The 15290-nt window shown below is 42.2% G+C and carries 18 protein-coding genes; 1 reads left to right on the top strand and 17 read right to left on the bottom strand.

Annotation, left to right across the window (positions count from 1 at the left end; translation table 11 throughout):
- Positions 1-144: 144 nt before the first annotated feature.
- The 3 genes from murB to budA form a co-directional block, all read right to left on the bottom strand.
- Positions 145-1050, bottom strand: coding sequence for a UDP-N-acetylmuramate dehydrogenase (gene murB, locus HMPREF1125_RS07710; protein ID WP_000177107.1), 906 nt, complete (start codon positions 1048-1050; stop codon positions 145-147).
- 110 nt (positions 1051-1160) lie between these two features.
- On the bottom strand, positions 1161-1913 hold the full coding sequence (locus tag HMPREF1125_RS07705) for a YhfC family intramembrane metalloprotease (RefSeq protein ID WP_000172436.1): 753 nt from the start codon (positions 1911-1913) through the stop codon (positions 1161-1163).
- A 9-nt stretch (positions 1914-1922) separates the two neighbouring features.
- On the bottom strand, positions 1923-2654 hold the full coding sequence (gene budA / locus HMPREF1125_RS07700) for an acetolactate decarboxylase (protein WP_000375404.1): 732 nt from the start codon (positions 2652-2654) through the stop codon (positions 1923-1925).
- Between the two features lie 145 nt (positions 2655-2799).
- On the opposite strand from budA, the gene HMPREF1125_RS07695 reads away from it, so the two are divergent.
- Positions 2800-4071 (top strand): PLP-dependent aminotransferase family protein, encoded by a 1272-nt coding sequence (locus HMPREF1125_RS07695; RefSeq protein WP_000712264.1) that lies wholly within the window; start codon positions 2800-2802, stop codon positions 4069-4071.
- Positions 4072-4090: 19 nt separating this feature from the next.
- Here HMPREF1125_RS07695 and HMPREF1125_RS07690 read toward each other — a convergent pair whose 3' ends face one another.
- The 14 genes from HMPREF1125_RS07690 to HMPREF1125_RS07635 form a co-directional block, all read right to left on the bottom strand.
- Entirely contained in the window at positions 4091-4906 is an 816-nt protein-coding gene (locus HMPREF1125_RS07690) for an ABC transporter substrate-binding protein (RefSeq protein WP_009755289.1), read from the bottom strand.
- A gap of 156 nt (positions 4907-5062) precedes the next feature.
- Positions 5063-5716: a phosphate signaling complex protein PhoU gene (gene phoU, locus HMPREF1125_RS07685; protein ID WP_000946476.1), complete on the bottom strand. Its 654-nt coding sequence runs from the start codon at positions 5714-5716 to the stop codon at positions 5063-5065.
- 11 nt (positions 5717-5727) lie between these two features.
- A complete protein-coding gene (gene pstB / locus HMPREF1125_RS07680) occupies positions 5728-6486 on the bottom strand; it encodes a phosphate ABC transporter ATP-binding protein PstB (RefSeq protein WP_000138671.1) in 759 nt (252 codons plus the stop codon).
- A 12-nt stretch (positions 6487-6498) separates the two neighbouring features.
- Complete coding sequence (gene pstB, locus HMPREF1125_RS07675) at positions 6499-7302, bottom strand: phosphate ABC transporter ATP-binding protein PstB (RefSeq protein ID WP_000049855.1); 804 nt, start codon at positions 7300-7302, stop codon at positions 6499-6501.
- Between the two features lie 10 nt (positions 7303-7312).
- Complete coding sequence (gene pstA, locus HMPREF1125_RS07670) at positions 7313-8197, bottom strand: phosphate ABC transporter permease PstA (protein ID WP_000543045.1); 885 nt, start codon at positions 8195-8197, stop codon at positions 7313-7315.
- On the bottom strand, positions 8187-9104 hold the full coding sequence (gene pstC, locus HMPREF1125_RS07665; RefSeq protein ID WP_001070950.1) for a phosphate ABC transporter permease subunit PstC: 918 nt from the start codon (positions 9102-9104) through the stop codon (positions 8187-8189). The genes pstA and pstC overlap by 11 nt, the downstream gene beginning before the upstream one ends.
- On the bottom strand, positions 9104-9982 hold the full coding sequence (locus HMPREF1125_RS07660; RefSeq protein WP_000746366.1) for a phosphate ABC transporter substrate-binding protein PstS: 879 nt from the start codon (positions 9980-9982) through the stop codon (positions 9104-9106). Before HMPREF1125_RS07660 ends, pstC begins: the two co-directional genes overlap by 1 nt.
- A 208-nt stretch (positions 9983-10190) precedes the next feature.
- The gene (locus tag HMPREF1125_RS07655) at positions 10191-11495 is read right to left on the bottom strand and encodes an RsmF rRNA methyltransferase first C-terminal domain-containing protein (RefSeq protein WP_001160236.1); all 1305 of its coding nucleotides are present in this window, start codon (positions 11493-11495) and stop codon (positions 10191-10193) included.
- Positions 11496-12269: an inositol monophosphatase family protein gene (locus HMPREF1125_RS07650; RefSeq protein WP_000448241.1), complete on the bottom strand. Its 774-nt coding sequence runs from the start codon at positions 12267-12269 to the stop codon at positions 11496-11498. It lies immediately after the preceding gene.
- A complete protein-coding gene (locus tag HMPREF1125_RS0102320; RefSeq protein WP_001041968.1) occupies positions 12259-12537 on the bottom strand; it encodes a UPF0223 family protein in 279 nt (92 codons plus the stop codon). Before HMPREF1125_RS0102320 ends, HMPREF1125_RS07650 begins: the two co-directional genes overlap by 11 nt.
- A complete protein-coding gene (locus HMPREF1125_RS0102315; protein WP_002875821.1) occupies positions 12538-12939 on the bottom strand; it encodes a Spx/MgsR family RNA polymerase-binding regulatory protein in 402 nt (133 codons plus the stop codon). It lies immediately after the preceding gene.
- Positions 12940-13159: 220 nt separating this feature from the next.
- On the bottom strand, positions 13160-13777 hold the full coding sequence (locus HMPREF1125_RS07645) for a TIGR01906 family membrane protein (protein ID WP_000694706.1): 618 nt from the start codon (positions 13775-13777) through the stop codon (positions 13160-13162).
- Entirely contained in the window at positions 13767-14540 is a 774-nt protein-coding gene (locus tag HMPREF1125_RS07640) for a TIGR01457 family HAD-type hydrolase (RefSeq protein ID WP_000323537.1), read from the bottom strand. Before HMPREF1125_RS07640 ends, HMPREF1125_RS07645 begins: the two co-directional genes overlap by 11 nt.
- Positions 14541-14550: 10 nt before the next feature.
- Positions 14551-15288, bottom strand: coding sequence for an acyl-[acyl-carrier-protein] thioesterase (locus HMPREF1125_RS07635; RefSeq protein WP_000524790.1), 738 nt, complete (start codon positions 15286-15288; stop codon positions 14551-14553).
- Between the last annotated feature and the right edge of the window lie 2 nt (positions 15289-15290).

Here is a 15290-nt window from a genome sequence, read left to right as displayed (position 1 = left end):
TTCTTTTTCATAAATTAACAGATCCTGGCTCTGTCAGGCCGCTACTACCTCGTGTAGGAGATTGAACTGCCTACATACATCTTCACTAACGATAGGCTTTCACCCCCTTACAATGGTTATAGCAGCAACTTTTCTGCCCAAACCTTATTCTTTCTCACCCAAAATACGGACTTCCCTCTCAAGGGTAACACCTGAGTGTTCCTTTACCTTTTCAATAACAGATTGGATCAAGTCCTCGTAGTCTTTCGCCGTTCCGTCAGCAACATTGATCATGAAACCAGCGTGTTTTTCAGATACTTCAACACCACCGATACGATAGCCTTTCAAACCAGCCTCTGAAATCAACTGACCTGCAAAATGCCCCACTGGACGCTTAAAGACTGAGCCACAAGATGGGTACTCTAAAGGCTGTTTGAGTTCACGAAGGTGAGTCAAGCGATCCATTTCCTGCTTGATAACCTGATGATTTCCTGGAGCTAGGGCAAATTTAGCTGACAAAACAATAGCTCCAGAATCTTGAACAGCTGAATGACGGTAACCAAAAGCCAATTCCTTGGCAGATAAGGTCTCGATTTCCCCTCCCTTGGTCAAAACTTGACAAGACTGCAAGATATGAGCAATCTCTCCTCCATAGGCACCCGCATTCATAAAGACTGCTCCACCGACGCTCCCTGGAATGCCACAGGCAAACTCGAAACCAGTCAAACTATGACGAAGGGCAATACGTGTCGTTTCAATCAAGTTGGCCCCAGCTTCCGCTTCAATGGTATAACCATCAACTGAAACGTTATTGAGCTTGTCACACAAGATGACAAATCCACGAATTCCACCGTCACGAACGATAATATTGCTGGCATTTCCTAGCACCATCCAAGGAATATTCTCTTGATTGGCAAATTGAACGACACGCGCCATCTCATAGCGATTGCGTGGCAAAACCAGATAATCCGCTCGTCCCCCTACCTTAGTGTAGGTATAGAGCTTCAAGGGTTCCTTAAAACGAATATCAATTCCTTCTAATTGTTCTTGTATTCTAGTTACTAATGTCATATCTCTCATCCTTTTGTAAAGTGATTTCATTATACCATTTTTAAAGATTTTTGACGACTGGAAATTTCTGTATCCAATCTTCACATAAAAAAAGAGGTCACCCCCTCTTTTTATGATTTTTTCCAAAATGTAGATTTTGTTAGCCAGATAAAGACTAGAAGTTCTACGAGAAGAATAAACTCAACTAGAAGCGGATTTGCAATCCATCCTACTTGAGATAAAGCTGGAGCCAAATCAAACAAGGCATGCAAACCATAGGCAGCAACGAGATAGATCCATTTCTTTTGGCTAACACTTTGGTAAACCCAGATGGAAAGACCGATTTGGAGAACTAAGGCAAGCACACGTTCAACTCCTAGTAGATAGACCTGCCATACAGAAAGAGACTGAACCGTTTCGAGTGTAGACTTTGGAAGGAGATTGGCTACATCAGTATTTGAAGACTGGATGAGTGAAAAGAGAATCAAAAGACTGATCAAGCTTCCCATTCCGAGATATAGCAACTCCAAGCCCCCGTGTCCCAAGCCATAAGCCAAAGCATCTCTATCTTCTATACTTCTCTTTTTCTCCAACCATTTAAAAAAGACAAGGCGGGCAGTTTCCTCAAAAAGGGCAGCCATGGCAATCGCGTAAAGAACATATAGGAAAGGCTGCTCCTGCATGAGCGGAATGGTTCCATCTTTTTGCGGATGGAGTACCAAAAGGTGAACCATCTTCTCTAACACTTGAGAAGAAACAAAAAATGCGATTGCCCCCAAGCCCATCACTGCAAGAGAGATCTGAAACCGTTTTTTGGCATACCAAGTCCCACCTACTAGGACTAGAAGTAAAGCGATCATGGTAAGGATAATATGTAGTGTCATCTTTTTCTCCTATTCTGACTTATCAATATCTTTCTTCATTTCGTCAACGTTAAATTTGGCAAATAAATACTGGCGATCTTGGACTGGAAAACGTTGATCCAACTGATCGACTGCTCCAACCTCGATCATTCCTTCTTTGATAACAAAGTCCATCACATGCCCACCAAAGGTCAAATCATCTGAGATAAAATGCAAATGGTAGCCTGCAACACTCACTCCATGGAAAATCTCCGGTGTCCAAAATCCAACAATGGTTCCCGATACATTTTCACGGCTATATTCAGGCTGATGGGTGGCAACCTCAGCAAACTTGGTATCAGGTGTGGATTTAGGAATCATCCGTACGTGCATGTGGGCGAATTCCCCATGAATCTTGATGGAACGAAAGAGATTTTCCCCATCATAGTAAGACTCAATCCGCTTTTCTAATTCCTTATCCGTCATCTCAAAACGCTGGCGGAAAATCACTTCTGCCTGATGGGGAACCACTGCTGCATAGGGAATAAGAGCATCCGCTGCCACTTCAACGATTTCAGGCGTTTGACCAGATCCCTTGGCTTGATAAGCCTTGCCATCAAGGACAATCAACTCCCCATCAATCGAATCAAGGGTTCCCAAACCAAGGTCACCATGTTCCAGCAATTCTCCCACTGTCATGGTTCCACCATAGAGACCTGCCATTAGGGCACCTAAAGTATTGTATTGAAATAATTTAACCGGTTCCTGCACTTTTCTATCCATTCTCTTTCTTATCTTCTTTTCAATGAATCATCATACTTTCTAAGTATACCACATTTGCTCCTAGTTGTGAAAGGGAGAAATGTTTTTCCCATTGCAAAGGAGGCAAAAAAAAGGTACAATGTAACAAAATCAACGGAGGTCTGGAATGAAGAAAGAAAGTAAATACCAAGCAGTCGTTTCCTTTCTAAAAAAAGGGATCGAATCAGGAAAATTTCCAACTGGTAGCAGACTTCCCTCTATCCGTCAACTGAGCCAAGACTTCCACTGTAGCAAGGACACTATCCAACGAGCCCTGCTGGAATTACGCCATGAACAATACCTCTATGCCAAACCCCAAAGTGGCTACTATGTTCTAGAACAGGGCCAGCATCAGGACTTGGAAATCGAAGTCACTGATGAACATGCCAGTGCTTATGACGACTTCAGACTCTGCGTCAATGAAACCCTGATAGGCCGAGAAAACTACCTCTTCAACTACTATGACAACCAAGAAGGCCTTGAGGAACTGAGACAATCTGTCCATCAACTCCTCTTTGACCAAGCCCTCTACTGCAAACCCGATCAACTGGTTCTAACATCTGGCACCCAGCAAGCTCTCTTTATCCTTTCTCAGATTAACTTTCCGAGCGAGGGAGCTGAGATTTTGGTCGAACAGCCTACTTATCACCGGATGAATCGTCTCTTGGTCGCTCAAGGATTAGCCTACCAGACCATTGAACGCCGAATTGATGGCATTGACCTTGAAGAACTGGAAGAACAGTTCAAATCTGGGAAAATCAAGTTTTTCTACACTATTCCTCGCTTCCACTATCCTCTAGGTCATTCCTATTCTGATCAGGAAAAAAGGGCTATTCTAGATCTAGCAAACCAGTATGGTGTTTACATCGTAGAGGATGACTATCTAGGAGATTTAGACCCTAAAAAAGGGCAGACCTTCCACTATCTGGATACTGAAGATCGGGTCATTTATATCAAGTCCTTCTCAACCAGTCTCTTTCCAGCCCTTCGTATTACCACTCTCATTCTCCCAAATGCCCTAAAAAAGGCCTTTGTTTCCTACAAAAATATCCTGGACTATGACAGCAATCTCATCATGCAAAAGGCTCTCTCTCTTTACATCGATAGCCGGCTATTTGAAAAAAATCGACTGGCCAGACTGACCCTTCAAGAGAACTATCAGACTCAGATAAAGAAAGTGCTTGAAGAAAACACCTGTCCCTTGCCCCACTATCCTCTACATGATGGTCTTTTGCTTGATTTGAGAGACTATCCTAAAATCACCAGTTTAAAACACAGCTCACTCAAACTAGACTTTTTTGAGAAGGCTTATTTGGACGCCTGTCCTTATCAGTTCGCTAAAGTCTCTCTCGAAAATCTAGAAGAGTTATTAGAATACATAAAAGCAGAATTGGATTAAAGCCCAACTCTGCTTTTTCTTATTGTTCAACTTCTGTTAGTTTCGCTGCTTTTTCAAGATAGCTTTGATAGGTTCCGTCATCTTTTAGTTTTTGGATAACCTTATCTACTACTGCTTTCAGGTCTGATTGATCCTTCTTGATAGCAACGGCATTGGCTTCGCCATCTTTCATTGTCAAATTAACAGTTGCAACGGCAAGATCTGAGTTTTTACCTGCGTAGCTAAGAGCAACTGGTTCATCCATATGAACAGCATCTACTTTTCCAGCCTGCAATTCATTAACTGCTTCCCCCATATTAGTCAAAGAAGTCAGTTGAGCATTTGGCAATTGTTCCTTCACCATAGTTTCTGGAACGGTTCCCTTTTGAGCTGCGATATTCGCACTTGCGAGGCTTGAAAGATCCTTGTACTTGTCTAAATCGGATTTTCTCACCAAGAAACTCATTTTGTTCTCATAGTAAGGGATTGAAAAGTCAAAGACTTCCTTTCTCTCATCTGTAGCACTAATTCCTGCAATGGCTAAGTCAGCCTTTCCAGTTTGAAGGCTGGTCAAAACATTGTCAAAACTCATGCTAGAGATTTCAAGTTTAACCCCAAGCTCATCCGCAATCGCTTGAGCCATATCAATATCTGCCCCAACCACTTGGTTTTTACCATCTACCAAGGATTGGAATTCAAAAGGTGCATAGTCTGGGCTGGTCGCAACGACTAGCTTTCCTTTTTGTTTAATAGCGTCCACAGCTGACTGGGAACTATCCGTACTGGATTGACAAGCTACTAAAATCACGCTGGCCAGCATGCTACATACAACTAATATCCATTTCTTAAATTTCATAAATAAACGACCTTTCTATTATTTTTGAATAATTATAACTCTTTTAAAAATAGTTGTCAACCCTTTTAGAGATTTTGAATATAAAATAATTCCTTTCATAAAAAGAAGACTGATTTATCACAATCAGCCTTTTATTCTGTATATTTAAACCGTTTCTTATAGTTCGACAATCTTCCCTGTTTCAAAGTAAACAACCCATTCACAGATATTTTTAGCGTAGTCTCCGATACGTTCCAAGAAGGAAATTACCTGGAAGTAATCACGGCCTGTAACGATGGCTTCAGGATGTTTCCTAATCTCCTCTGTAGTAAGATCACGAATACTATCAAAGTAATGGTTGATTTTTTCGTCCATAGCCGCTACTTCATAGGCTTGATCCACAGAACCATTCAGGTAAAGTTCGAGAGCAGCTTCAACGAAGTTTTTCACATCGCGCCCCATTTTTTTGATTTCTTCCTCAACGGCAGGGATGCGTTGTTCCCCCTTCATACGAATAGTTGCTTTTGCGATTGACACCGCATGGTCTCCCATACGTTCCAGGTCCGATACTGCCTTGAGAACGGTCAATACAGTACGGAGGTCTTGAGAAACAGGTTGTTGAAGGGCAATCATTTCAAATGATTTCTTTTCGAGTTTCACTTCATATCCATTTACTTCTGCATCTTCCTCAATAACTTCTTTTGCCAAATCACGGTCATGTGTAACAAAGGCACGCACTGTACGATTGATTTGTGAGAGCACTTCTTGTCCCATAGCATAAAACTGGTTGTGCAATTTCTCTAAATCTTCTTCAAATTGAGATCGTAACATCATTCAACTCCTTATCCAAATTTTCCTGTAATATAATCTTCTGTTTCCTTGTTTTGTGGGTCTAGGAACATTTTCTTAGTATCGTTAAACTCGATCAAATCCCCATCTAGGAAAAATCCTGTTTTATCAGAGATACGAGAGGCCTGTTGCATCGAACGCGTTACCAAGAGCATGGTGTATTTATCTTTCAGACCATACAAGGTTTCCTCAATCTTACCAGCCGAGATAGGATCCAAAGCTGAAGTTGGTTCATCCAAGAGAATAATCTTGGGACTGGTTGCTAAGACACGAGCAACACAAACACGTTGTTGTTGTCCACCTGAGAGACCAATGGCTGAATCATGCAAGCGATCCTTGACCTCATCCCAAATAGAAGCGCGTTGCAAAGCTTTTTCCACCGCTTCATCCAAAACATGTTTATCCCTGACTCCATTGATACGTAGGCCGTAGACAACATTTTCATAGATAGACATAGGGAAAGGATTGGGCTGTTGAAAGACCATACCGATTTCCTTACGCAATTCAACCGTATCGGTACGTGGACTGTAGATATTGTGGCCATTATAAATCACTGTTCCAGTTGTTGTCACCTCAGGATTTAGATCGCCCATGCGGTTGATGGCTTTGAGCAGGGTGGACTTTCCTGATCCAGAAGGACCAATCAAGGCGGTTATTTCCTTAGGTTGGAAAGAAAGGGAAACACTATTCAAAGCCTTCTTTTTATTGTAATAAACGGACAGGTCTTTAACCTGCAAAATCGGTTCTGTCATACTGCTTCCTTTCTAACCAAAGTGTCCCGTTACATAGTCATTGGTTGACTGTAACTTAGCATTTTGGAAAATATTGGACGTCTTATCATACTCGATCAAATCGCCCAAGTAGAAAAATCCTGTGTAGTCACTTGCACGCGCAGCCTGTTGCATACTGTGGGTAACAATGATGATGGTAAAGTCTTTCTTCAATTCCAACATGGTTTCTTCCAGTTGGGCTGTCGCAATCGGATCCAAGGCTGACGCCGGTTCATCCATCAAGAGGATATCTGGCTTAACAGAGATGGCGCGAGCGATACAGAGACGTTGTTGCTGACCTCCAGAAAGCATCAAGGCTGATTTGTGGAGGTCGTCTTTGACCTGATCCCAAAGGGCAGCCTGTCGGAGAGAGGTTTCTACAATTTCATCAAGTACTTTCTTGTCCTTAACACCTGCACGTTCATGAGCAAAAGTAATGTTGCGGTAAATAGACTTGGCAAATGGATTTGGACGTTGAAAGACCATTCCGATATGCTTGCGCATCTCATAGACATTGATTTCTGGACGGTTGACGTCAATCCCTCGGTAGAGGATTTGACCTGTGACCTTGGCAATATCAATGGTATCATTCATCCGATTGAGACTGCGAAGATAAGTAGATTTCCCAGATCCAGAGGGGCCAATCAAGGCTGTAATTTTATTTTTTTCAAATTGCATATTGATGCCCTTGATGGATTCATTTTTACCATAGTAAACATGTAAATCCTTGGTGGAGAGGGCCACTTTTTCTTCAGGGAAGGTGATGATATGCTTTTCATCCCAGTTATATTTTGACATGGCTTCTCCTTTAGGCAGCGGTTAATTTCTTGTGTAGATAGCTTCCGAGTTTGCGTGCTCCAAAGTTAAAAATCAAAATAAAGATGAGGAGCACAGCGGCAGAACCAGCAGATACAATGGTAGCATCAGGAATGGTTCCTTCACTGTTGACCTTCCAAATATGGACAGCCAAGGTTTCTGCTTGACGGAAGATTGAGATGGGGCTGGTAACACTGAGGATATTCCAGTTAGACCAGTCAAGGGCTGGAGCAGATTGTCCTGCCGTATAGATAAGAGCGGCGGCCTCACCAAAGATACGGCCAGAGGCTAAGACAACACCCGTTACGATGCCTGGAAGGGCTTCTGGAATGACGACATGGACCACAGTCTCCCAACGAGAAATTCCAAGAGCTAAGCCAGCCTCACGTTGTGTATGGTGAACGTGTTTTAAACTGTCCTCAACATTTCGAGTCATCTGAGGGAGGTTAAAGACCGTCAAGGCCAAGGCACCTGAAATGATTGAAAATCCATACTCAAACTGGACTACAAAAATCAAGTAACCAAAGAGACCCACAACGACTGATGGTAGAGAAGACAAAATCTCAATACAGGTTCTGACAAAATTTGTCACAGGACCCTTTTTTGCATATTCAGCTAGGTAAATCCCAGCCCCCATGGACAAAGGCACAGAGATAATCAAGGTAATGACTAAAAGGAAGAAGGAATTGTAGAGCTGAATCCCGATACCCCCACCTGCTTGATAAGAGGATGATTTTCCAGTCAAGAAAGACCAAGAGATGTGCGGTAACCCTCTCACCAAGATATAGAGAATCAAGGATGCCAAGATGGCAACAATGATACCAGCGATGGTATAGAGGACAGCTGTTGCAAATTTATCTAATTTCTTAGCGTGCATAGTTTTTCTTTCCTCTTTCTTTCGTAATCAACTTAATCACACTGTTAAAGGCCAAACTCATCAAGAGCAAGACTAAGGCCAGTGACCAGAGAACGTTATTATCAACCGTTCCCATGACGGTATTTCCGATACCCATAGTCAAAACAGAAGTCAAAGTCGCAGCAGGTGTTGTTAGCGAGGTTGGGATAACTGCTGAGTTTCCGACAACCATCTGAATAGCAAGAGCTTCACCAAAGGCACGCGCCATCCCAAAGACCACTGCAGTAAAAATACCTGAACGTGCTGCTTTCAAGGTCACACGCCAGATGGTTTGCCAACGAGTGGCTCCCATAGCTAAACTAGCTTCACGATAATGACGAGGAACAGCACGCAAGCTGTCTGTTGTCATAAAGGTTACAGTTGGTAGAATCATGACAAAAAGAACGAAAATCCCTGACAAGATCCCAAAACCAGTTCCACCAAAGATGCTACGAACAAAAGGCACCACAACTTGCAAACCGATAAATCCATAGACGACTGAAGGAATCCCGACAAGGAGTTCAATGGCTGGTTGCAAAATCTTTGCACCCTTTGGTGATACTTCTGTCATAAAGACTGCAGCTCCAATAGCAAAGGGAGTTGCAATGAGGGCTGATAAAATCGTTACAATAAAGGAACCCAAAATCATTGGAAGGGCACCAAATTGTTTCCCTGAAGGATTCCAAGTTTGTCCAAAGAGGAAATCAAAGATATTCACTCCATTGACAAAGAAGGTCGATAAGCCTTTTTGGGCTACAAAAATCAAAATCATGGCCACAATGATAACAATCAAAGAAAGGCAAGTGAAGGTCAAACCTTTACCAAACTTCTCAAGGCGAGAGTTCTTTGAAGGAGAGAGTAATTTTTTAGATAATTCTTCTTGATTCATTATTGACCTCCTTCTACTGCTGTAACGGTACCTGAAGCATCCTTTTGGACTTTCATTTCATTGATAGAGATATAGCCCATTCCCTTAACAATTCCATTTTGGGCTTCATCTGAGAGGACGAAATTCAGGAATTCAGCAGCTAACTCATTTGGCTGACCAAGTGTGTACATATGTTCATAAGACCATAAAGGCCAATTGTTGGTCGTTACATTTTCAGACGTAGGCTCATACCCATTCAGTTTCATACTTTTCACTGAATCATCTACATAGGCAAAGGCTAGGTAAGAAATAGCTCCAGGTGTTTGGGATACAATCGACTTGACCATCCCGTTAGAATCCTGTTCTTGGCTCTGCATTGCCAATTGGCCATTCATAACCACCGTATCAAACGTCGCTCGTGAACCAGAACTTGCTGCTCGGTTGATGATTGAAATGGCCAGGTCTTTGCCCCCAACTTCTTTCCAGTTGGTCACTTCACCTGTAAAGATTTTGCGAAGTTGCTCGGTTGTGAGATTTTCGACAGTCACTTCCTTGTTTACAATCACTGCAAGACCAGCCACTGCAACCTTGTGGTCTACTAGAGCTGAAGCATCGATTCCATCTTTTTCCTCTGCAAAGACGTCAGAGTTCCCGATGTCTACTGCTCCAGACTGGACTTGAGATAGTCCTGTACCCGATCCACCACCTTGAACATTGACTGTTTTTCCGATGTTTCTAGAACCAAATTCATCTGCTGCTGCTTCGACAAGAGGTTGAAGAGCTGTTGAACCAACAGCTGTCATGGATTCTCCACGATCAATCCAGCTAGCACATCCTGCTAGAGAACCTGCCACCAAAAGAGCTGCAAGAGACATGACGAGCTTTTTTCTTTTTTTCACTGTTATTCTCCTTGAACATAATGATAAATGTTCTGATTTCTTCCGTTTGTCCTGATCAGCCAATTATCATCAATGATTGTCCCGCTTTATTTTTTAGACATTCTTAGGGGCGGACAATTCCATCGTATAATATAAGTAATAATAAAAGACTATCAGAAAAAACTCATAATTCCACTATAACATAGAGTAGGCTCTTTGACTAGCTTTTTCACCTGAATCTGAGCCCTTTTGGATAATAATTTTTCAAAACATTTCCCGTTACCTTGGCAAAGCCTAGTCCGTTTCCTTGAACCACAACTTGGTACCAGCCATTTGGTCGAGATTCAGACAATTGAACAGTCTCACCAGCCACATATTTTACAAAATCCTCATCATTGATTTCGACCCTTTGTTTTACTTGACTTGGTTTCAAGGCTAATCCCAGAGCAAAGCTTGGTTCGAAGCGTTTCTTCTTAAACGTCCCCAGATGGAGCCCATTTCGGGCAATTTTGAGCTTCCCTAGATCAGGTAGCATCTCTGGCAAGAGATAGAGCTGATCTCCAAAAGTCTGTAAGATACCAGTTAGATTGACCTGCAAGTGTTTTTGGGCAAAATCATGCCACAAATCCAGTTGTTCACGACTGAGATTGCTCTTGCTGGCTTTGAATTTAGGTGCTGGATTTTCTCCCTTAAACTGCAGATGGGCAACAAACTGACCTTCTCCCTTAAAATGGTGAGGGTACATTCGCGCCGTTTCAGGAAGATCAATTCCTGCTACCATACCGTTCACATGCTCGACTGGAAGCAGTTCAAAATCATAAGTATCCAGCAACCAGTGGACGATTTCTTCATTTTCCTCAGGTGCCCAAGTACAGGTCGAATAGATCAAATGACCACCTTCAGCAAGCATGGTCACTGCATCTTCTAAAATTTCTCTTTGGAGACTGGCACATTGGCTAGGATAAGCGGTACTCCAATAATCCATGGCATCTGGCTGCTTACGAAACATCCCTTCACCCGAGCAAGGTGCATCAAGGACAATCACATCAAAGTAACCTTTAAAAACCTTGGCTAAGCCGTCAGCAGATTCATTGGTCACGACAACATTTGTCGCTCCAAATCGCTCCATATTTTCCACTAAAATCTTAGCACGCTTGCTTGAAATTTCGTTGGAAACAAGGACTCCTTGATTAGCCAGATAAGCTGCTAGTTGAGTGGATTTTCCACCTGGTGCTGCCGCCAAGTCCAAGACCTTCATGCCAGGACTTGGTTGAGCTACCTGGGCCACCATTTGGGCTGCAGGCTCTTGTGAATAAACGAGACCCGTCACGTGCTCTGGTGACTTCCCTGAGACCTTGCCATAATGTCCCCAAGGTGTATTTGGAATAGCATCCGCAAACGACAATTGACTTTCTTTTAAGGGATTAACCCGAAAAGCCGAAACCGCTTCCTGCTTAAAAGAGGCAAGAAAATCTCTTGCCTCATCTTCTAGTATCGCTTCATATTTTTCAACAAATCCTTCTGGAAATTGCATTTAGTTCTCTTTCCTTTCGTAGATATAAGACTGAATCTCTTCTTGCATCTCGATTGGCACCATCATGACAGGCTGACGCGTTTTAAAATCAGCGGGCTCACCCGATACCGTAAGAAGGCGATAACCAAGACTTTCCCCTAAAATACTAGCCGCAGCGTAATCCCATGGCTGTAAGTAGGTAATATAAGTCAGAAGACGACCCGATAAAACCTTAGCAAAACTAATGGCCGCACTGCCGTAAACACGGACTCCCAATGCTGCTCGGCCCAAATCCGCCAAGCCCCACTCATTGGTTTCAAACATACCTGAGTTACCGGCAACTAAAAATTCTTGAAGAGGTTTCTGTTTAAAAGTCGGTAAGGGCTCATTATTACGACAAGGAGGAAAGGCACCACCACCATGGTAACAATCACCTTTCATGACATCATAGATGATGCCAAATTTGCCCACACCATTCTCAAAATAAGCCAACATAACGGCAAAATCTTCCTGCTGGGCGACAAAATTATTGGTACCGTCAATGGGATCAATCACCCAAACGGAACCTTGATCAACCGCAGCACGTAAACAGCCCTCTTCCGCGCAAATCAAATCCTCAGGATAGGTGGACTTGATCCGATCAACCAAGAGTTCCTGGACCTCCTTATCCAAACGCGTCACCAAGTCGGTAGGTGAAGACTTGCGCTCAACCTGCAAATCTTCTTTCATGTGAGCCAAAATATAGTCAGCAGCTTCCTGCACAATCTGTTTGGCAAATTCAAATTTAGTTTCCAAGAGAAATCTTCCCTTCTCTTTTTTCTTTTGCTAATTGAACTGCATGATAGAAGGAATAACCGCTAGCCGTCTCAAATTCGCGACCTAGGCGCTTTTCTTCGCTTTTGCTTGGAACCACAGACTTGAATTCCTTGTAAGACTCTAGCAGTTTTTTTGCTTCTACCTTATCTTCATAAGCAGCTTCAACATCATTAAAAAAAGAAAGCACTGAAGCAAGTTCTTCAGTGCTCCACGACAAATCTAGTGGGTAACTATACTGTTTGTTCATCTATCCAATACCAGCTCTCAATGTTGCTTCTTTTAGTTCTTGTTTACGGTAACTACGAGGGAGAAAAGCACGAATCTCATCTTCATTAAAACCAATTTGCATGCGTTTGGTATCTGTAATAATTGGGCGACGCAAAAGACTAGGATATTGCTCAATCAACTGAAGCAACTCCGATACCGAGATACTCTCTACATCAATATCCAATTTTTGAAAAATTTTTGAACGAGTTGAAATGATGTCATCAGTACCATTTTCGGTCAAGGAAAGAATATGTTGTAATTCTTTTCTTGTTAAAGGACTAGTCATAATATTATGCTCTTGAAAGGGCACTTTATGCGTCTCTAACCAAGCCTTTGCCTTACGACATGATGTACAACTCGGTGATAAAAATAGTGTAATCATGCTTTTCTCTTCTTTTATCTATACTTAGTATTTCTATTATACAAAAAAATAAAGCGCTTGACTAGGTATTTTTAGAAAAAAAGCCTATTTTTTCATAGAAAATAGACTGTTTTCTGCAAAAATCTCCTGCTTTGCAAGTTTATCTTTAGGATAACCTAACAATAAATAGGGAGCAGAGCACCTTCTCTCGTTTTTTATTAAAAATACAGAATTTTTTCCACTATTTCCTTGAAGCTTTAACAAGAAGGAAACAAAACATTCCTTCATACAAAGCAAAGAAAAGTAAAAAAGCATGGAGGAAGAAAGTCTCTGGCAAAATCAGAATAACGGGATCCTTTGCTGGATCAAAAAGCCAGGTATCGTCTCCCACAAAGAGAATCTGATGGAACAGAGTAAAAAATTGCTCAAAACCAATCAACACTCCCACAAGCCCAATGACCAGAGGCAATAGCACTAAAGTCAAGATACTTTTACGATATAGGGGCAAAAAGCCTTTTTTCACAATCTTTCTAACAAAGAAATAAAAACTTGGTAGCGTCACTAGGGCAACTAGCTGAACTAAGTGAAAAAGACTCTTCACCACCGCAAAGTGGTGTAAACCTGCCGCTGATGAACGAAAATCTGGCATCTCTAAGACCTGACTAAAGGGATTGGTCAGGTAATTCATCAAGATATGAAAATTATACAGAATGGTTTCTGGTTTTAGATAGACTCGACCCGCTAAGTTCAGATACTGAATCTCCATGGGATAGAAAATCCAAGCCAGATAAATGGTTAAGAGAATAGAAAGGGAGAGGAGAAAGAGCATACTTCCCCCAAAAGTCAGTTTAATTTTCATCAAAATTCCACTCCGCAAGGCTAGAAACCACATGAGTTGGTGCGATTGGCAGGTCCCCCACTTCTTCTGCCTTGGTAAAACCTGTCGTCACCAAGAGCGTTGGAATACCATTGTCAATCCCTGCTCGGATGTCTGTCAGGTAGTTGTCCCCCACCATGAGCAATTCTTCTCGTTTCAAACCCAAGTGCTCAACTGCCTTATCCATAATGATAGCATTTGGTTTTCCAATATAAACTGGTTTTACCCGAGTTGCTACTTCAAGCAGAGTTACAAGTGAACCAGCACCAGGCAAAAGACCACGTTCCGTCGGAATATTGAGATCAGGGTTGGTTCCGATAAAGTGAGCTCCCTTTTGGATGGCTAGAGTCGCCGTCGCAAATTTTTCATAGTCGACTTGCCAGTCCAGTCCAACTACCACATAGGCAGGATTTTCCTTGTCTTCGACATAACCAGCCGCCTGAATGGCATCCTTGAGCCCTGCTTCTCCGATGACATAGACTGTCTTTTCCAGTCCCAAGTCATTCATATAGTCGATGGTTGCCAAAGTCGCTGTGTAAACCGTCGATAGAGGCGTGTTGATATTAAAATTCTGAGCCAACATCTCTTGAACACTCTCAGGAGTACGAGTTGTATTGTTGGTTACAAAGAGATAAGGAATTTCTCGCTTTTGCAACTCATGGACAAAAGCCTCTCCTGCCGGAATTCGGTCTTTCCCCTTGTAAATGGTTCCGTCTAAATCAATTAAATAACCTTTATAAGCCATATCGCCCTTTCTAATTGCCCTCAATTTCTTGCCAAGTAATCATAGCTTGGGCATTAATCTCGCCATCACTGATAATCTCATGCTTGCTTTCTAGTCCCTTGAGTTCATAAGCTGAAGCAATCATGCCACCCGGTCGCACTTCTTTGACATATTTGAGATTGATTTTCTTTGGAATATACTTGGTCAAAAAGTCTGCTCCCATGACCTCAAAAATCCAATCCAGATATTTGCTATTATTAACATGACCATTCATATCCAAGTCGTAAAAACGAACATGGTAGTCTTTACTGATCGGGTTTTCTAGATTTGCATACTTTGGCCCACGGATGAGTTTTTTATCAAACTCAGACTGATAAGGCGCAACAATCTCCGGTTCGACAGCATGGACTTTACGACTATCGCGGTCCATAAGAACAAAGGTTGCTAACATGCGAATCATTTCTTGACCTGCTTCATCGTAAATAGTGAAACGGCGGTAGCAAAAAAGACGATTGTAAGTCAATGCTTCTGTTTCAATCGTAATCTCCTCAGCAAAGCGAGGCAAGCGAACCACGTCAATCGCATAGTCTGTAATAATCCAGACCAGATTGTAACGTTCTAACATATCCTTGTCGCTAACTCCCAGCTCAATTGACTGCATACCTGATACTTGCAGGGACAGCAAAATCACATCTGGAAGTTTGATATGACCGTTCATGTCCGCCATATCAAAAGGAATTTTCATTTTCATTTGATAAGTTAAACCCATTG

The organism is Streptococcus oralis SK304 (assembly GCF_000287715.1).
Taxonomy (GTDB): Bacteria; Bacillota; Bacilli; order Lactobacillales; family Streptococcaceae; genus Streptococcus; species Streptococcus oralis_Y.
This window is presented reverse-complemented; position numbering and strand designations above follow the sequence as displayed.

Coding starts and splice junctions, on each gene's coding strand:
- murB (WP_000177107.1), bottom strand. CDS start 1,050: ATGACATTAGTAACTAGAATACAAGAACAATTAGAAGGAATTGATATT.
- HMPREF1125_RS07705 (WP_000172436.1), bottom strand. CDS start 1,913: ATGACACTACATATTATCCTTACCATGATCGCTTTACTTCTAGTCCTA.
- budA (WP_000375404.1), bottom strand. CDS start 2,654: ATGGATAGAAAAGTGCAGGAACCGGTTAAATTATTTCAATACAATACT.
- HMPREF1125_RS07695 (WP_000712264.1), top strand. CDS start 2,800: ATGAAGAAAGAAAGTAAATACCAAGCAGTCGTTTCCTTTCTAAAAAAA.
- HMPREF1125_RS07690 (WP_009755289.1), bottom strand. CDS start 4,906: ATGAAATTTAAGAAATGGATATTAGTTGTATGTAGCATGCTGGCCAGC.
- phoU (WP_000946476.1), bottom strand. CDS start 5,716: ATGTTACGATCTCAATTTGAAGAAGATTTAGAGAAATTGCACAACCAG.
- pstB (WP_000138671.1), bottom strand. CDS start 6,486: ATGACAGAACCGATTTTGCAGGTTAAAGACCTGTCCGTTTATTACAAT.
- pstB (WP_000049855.1), bottom strand. CDS start 7,302: ATGTCAAAATATAACTGGGATGAAAAGCATATCATCACCTTCCCTGAA.
- pstA (WP_000543045.1), bottom strand. CDS start 8,197: ATGCACGCTAAGAAATTAGATAAATTTGCAACAGCTGTCCTCTATACC.
- pstC (WP_001070950.1), bottom strand. CDS start 9,104: ATGAATCAAGAAGAATTATCTAAAAAATTACTCTCTCCTTCAAAGAAC.
- HMPREF1125_RS07655 (WP_001160236.1), bottom strand. CDS start 11,495: ATGCAATTTCCAGAAGGATTTGTTGAAAAATATGAAGCGATACTAGAA.
- HMPREF1125_RS0102320 (WP_001041968.1), bottom strand. CDS start 12,537: ATGAACAAACAGTATAGTTACCCACTAGATTTGTCGTGGAGCACTGAA.
- HMPREF1125_RS0102315 (WP_002875821.1), bottom strand. CDS start 12,939: ATGATTACACTATTTTTATCACCGAGTTGTACATCATGTCGTAAGGCA.
- HMPREF1125_RS07645 (WP_000694706.1), bottom strand. CDS start 13,777: ATGAAAATTAAACTGACTTTTGGGGGAAGTATGCTCTTTCTCCTCTCC.
- HMPREF1125_RS07640 (WP_000323537.1), bottom strand. CDS start 14,540: ATGGCTTATAAAGGTTATTTAATTGATTTAGACGGAACCATTTACAAG.
- HMPREF1125_RS07635 (WP_000524790.1), bottom strand. CDS start 15,288: ATGGGTTTAACTTATCAAATGAAAATGAAAATTCCTTTTGATATGGCG.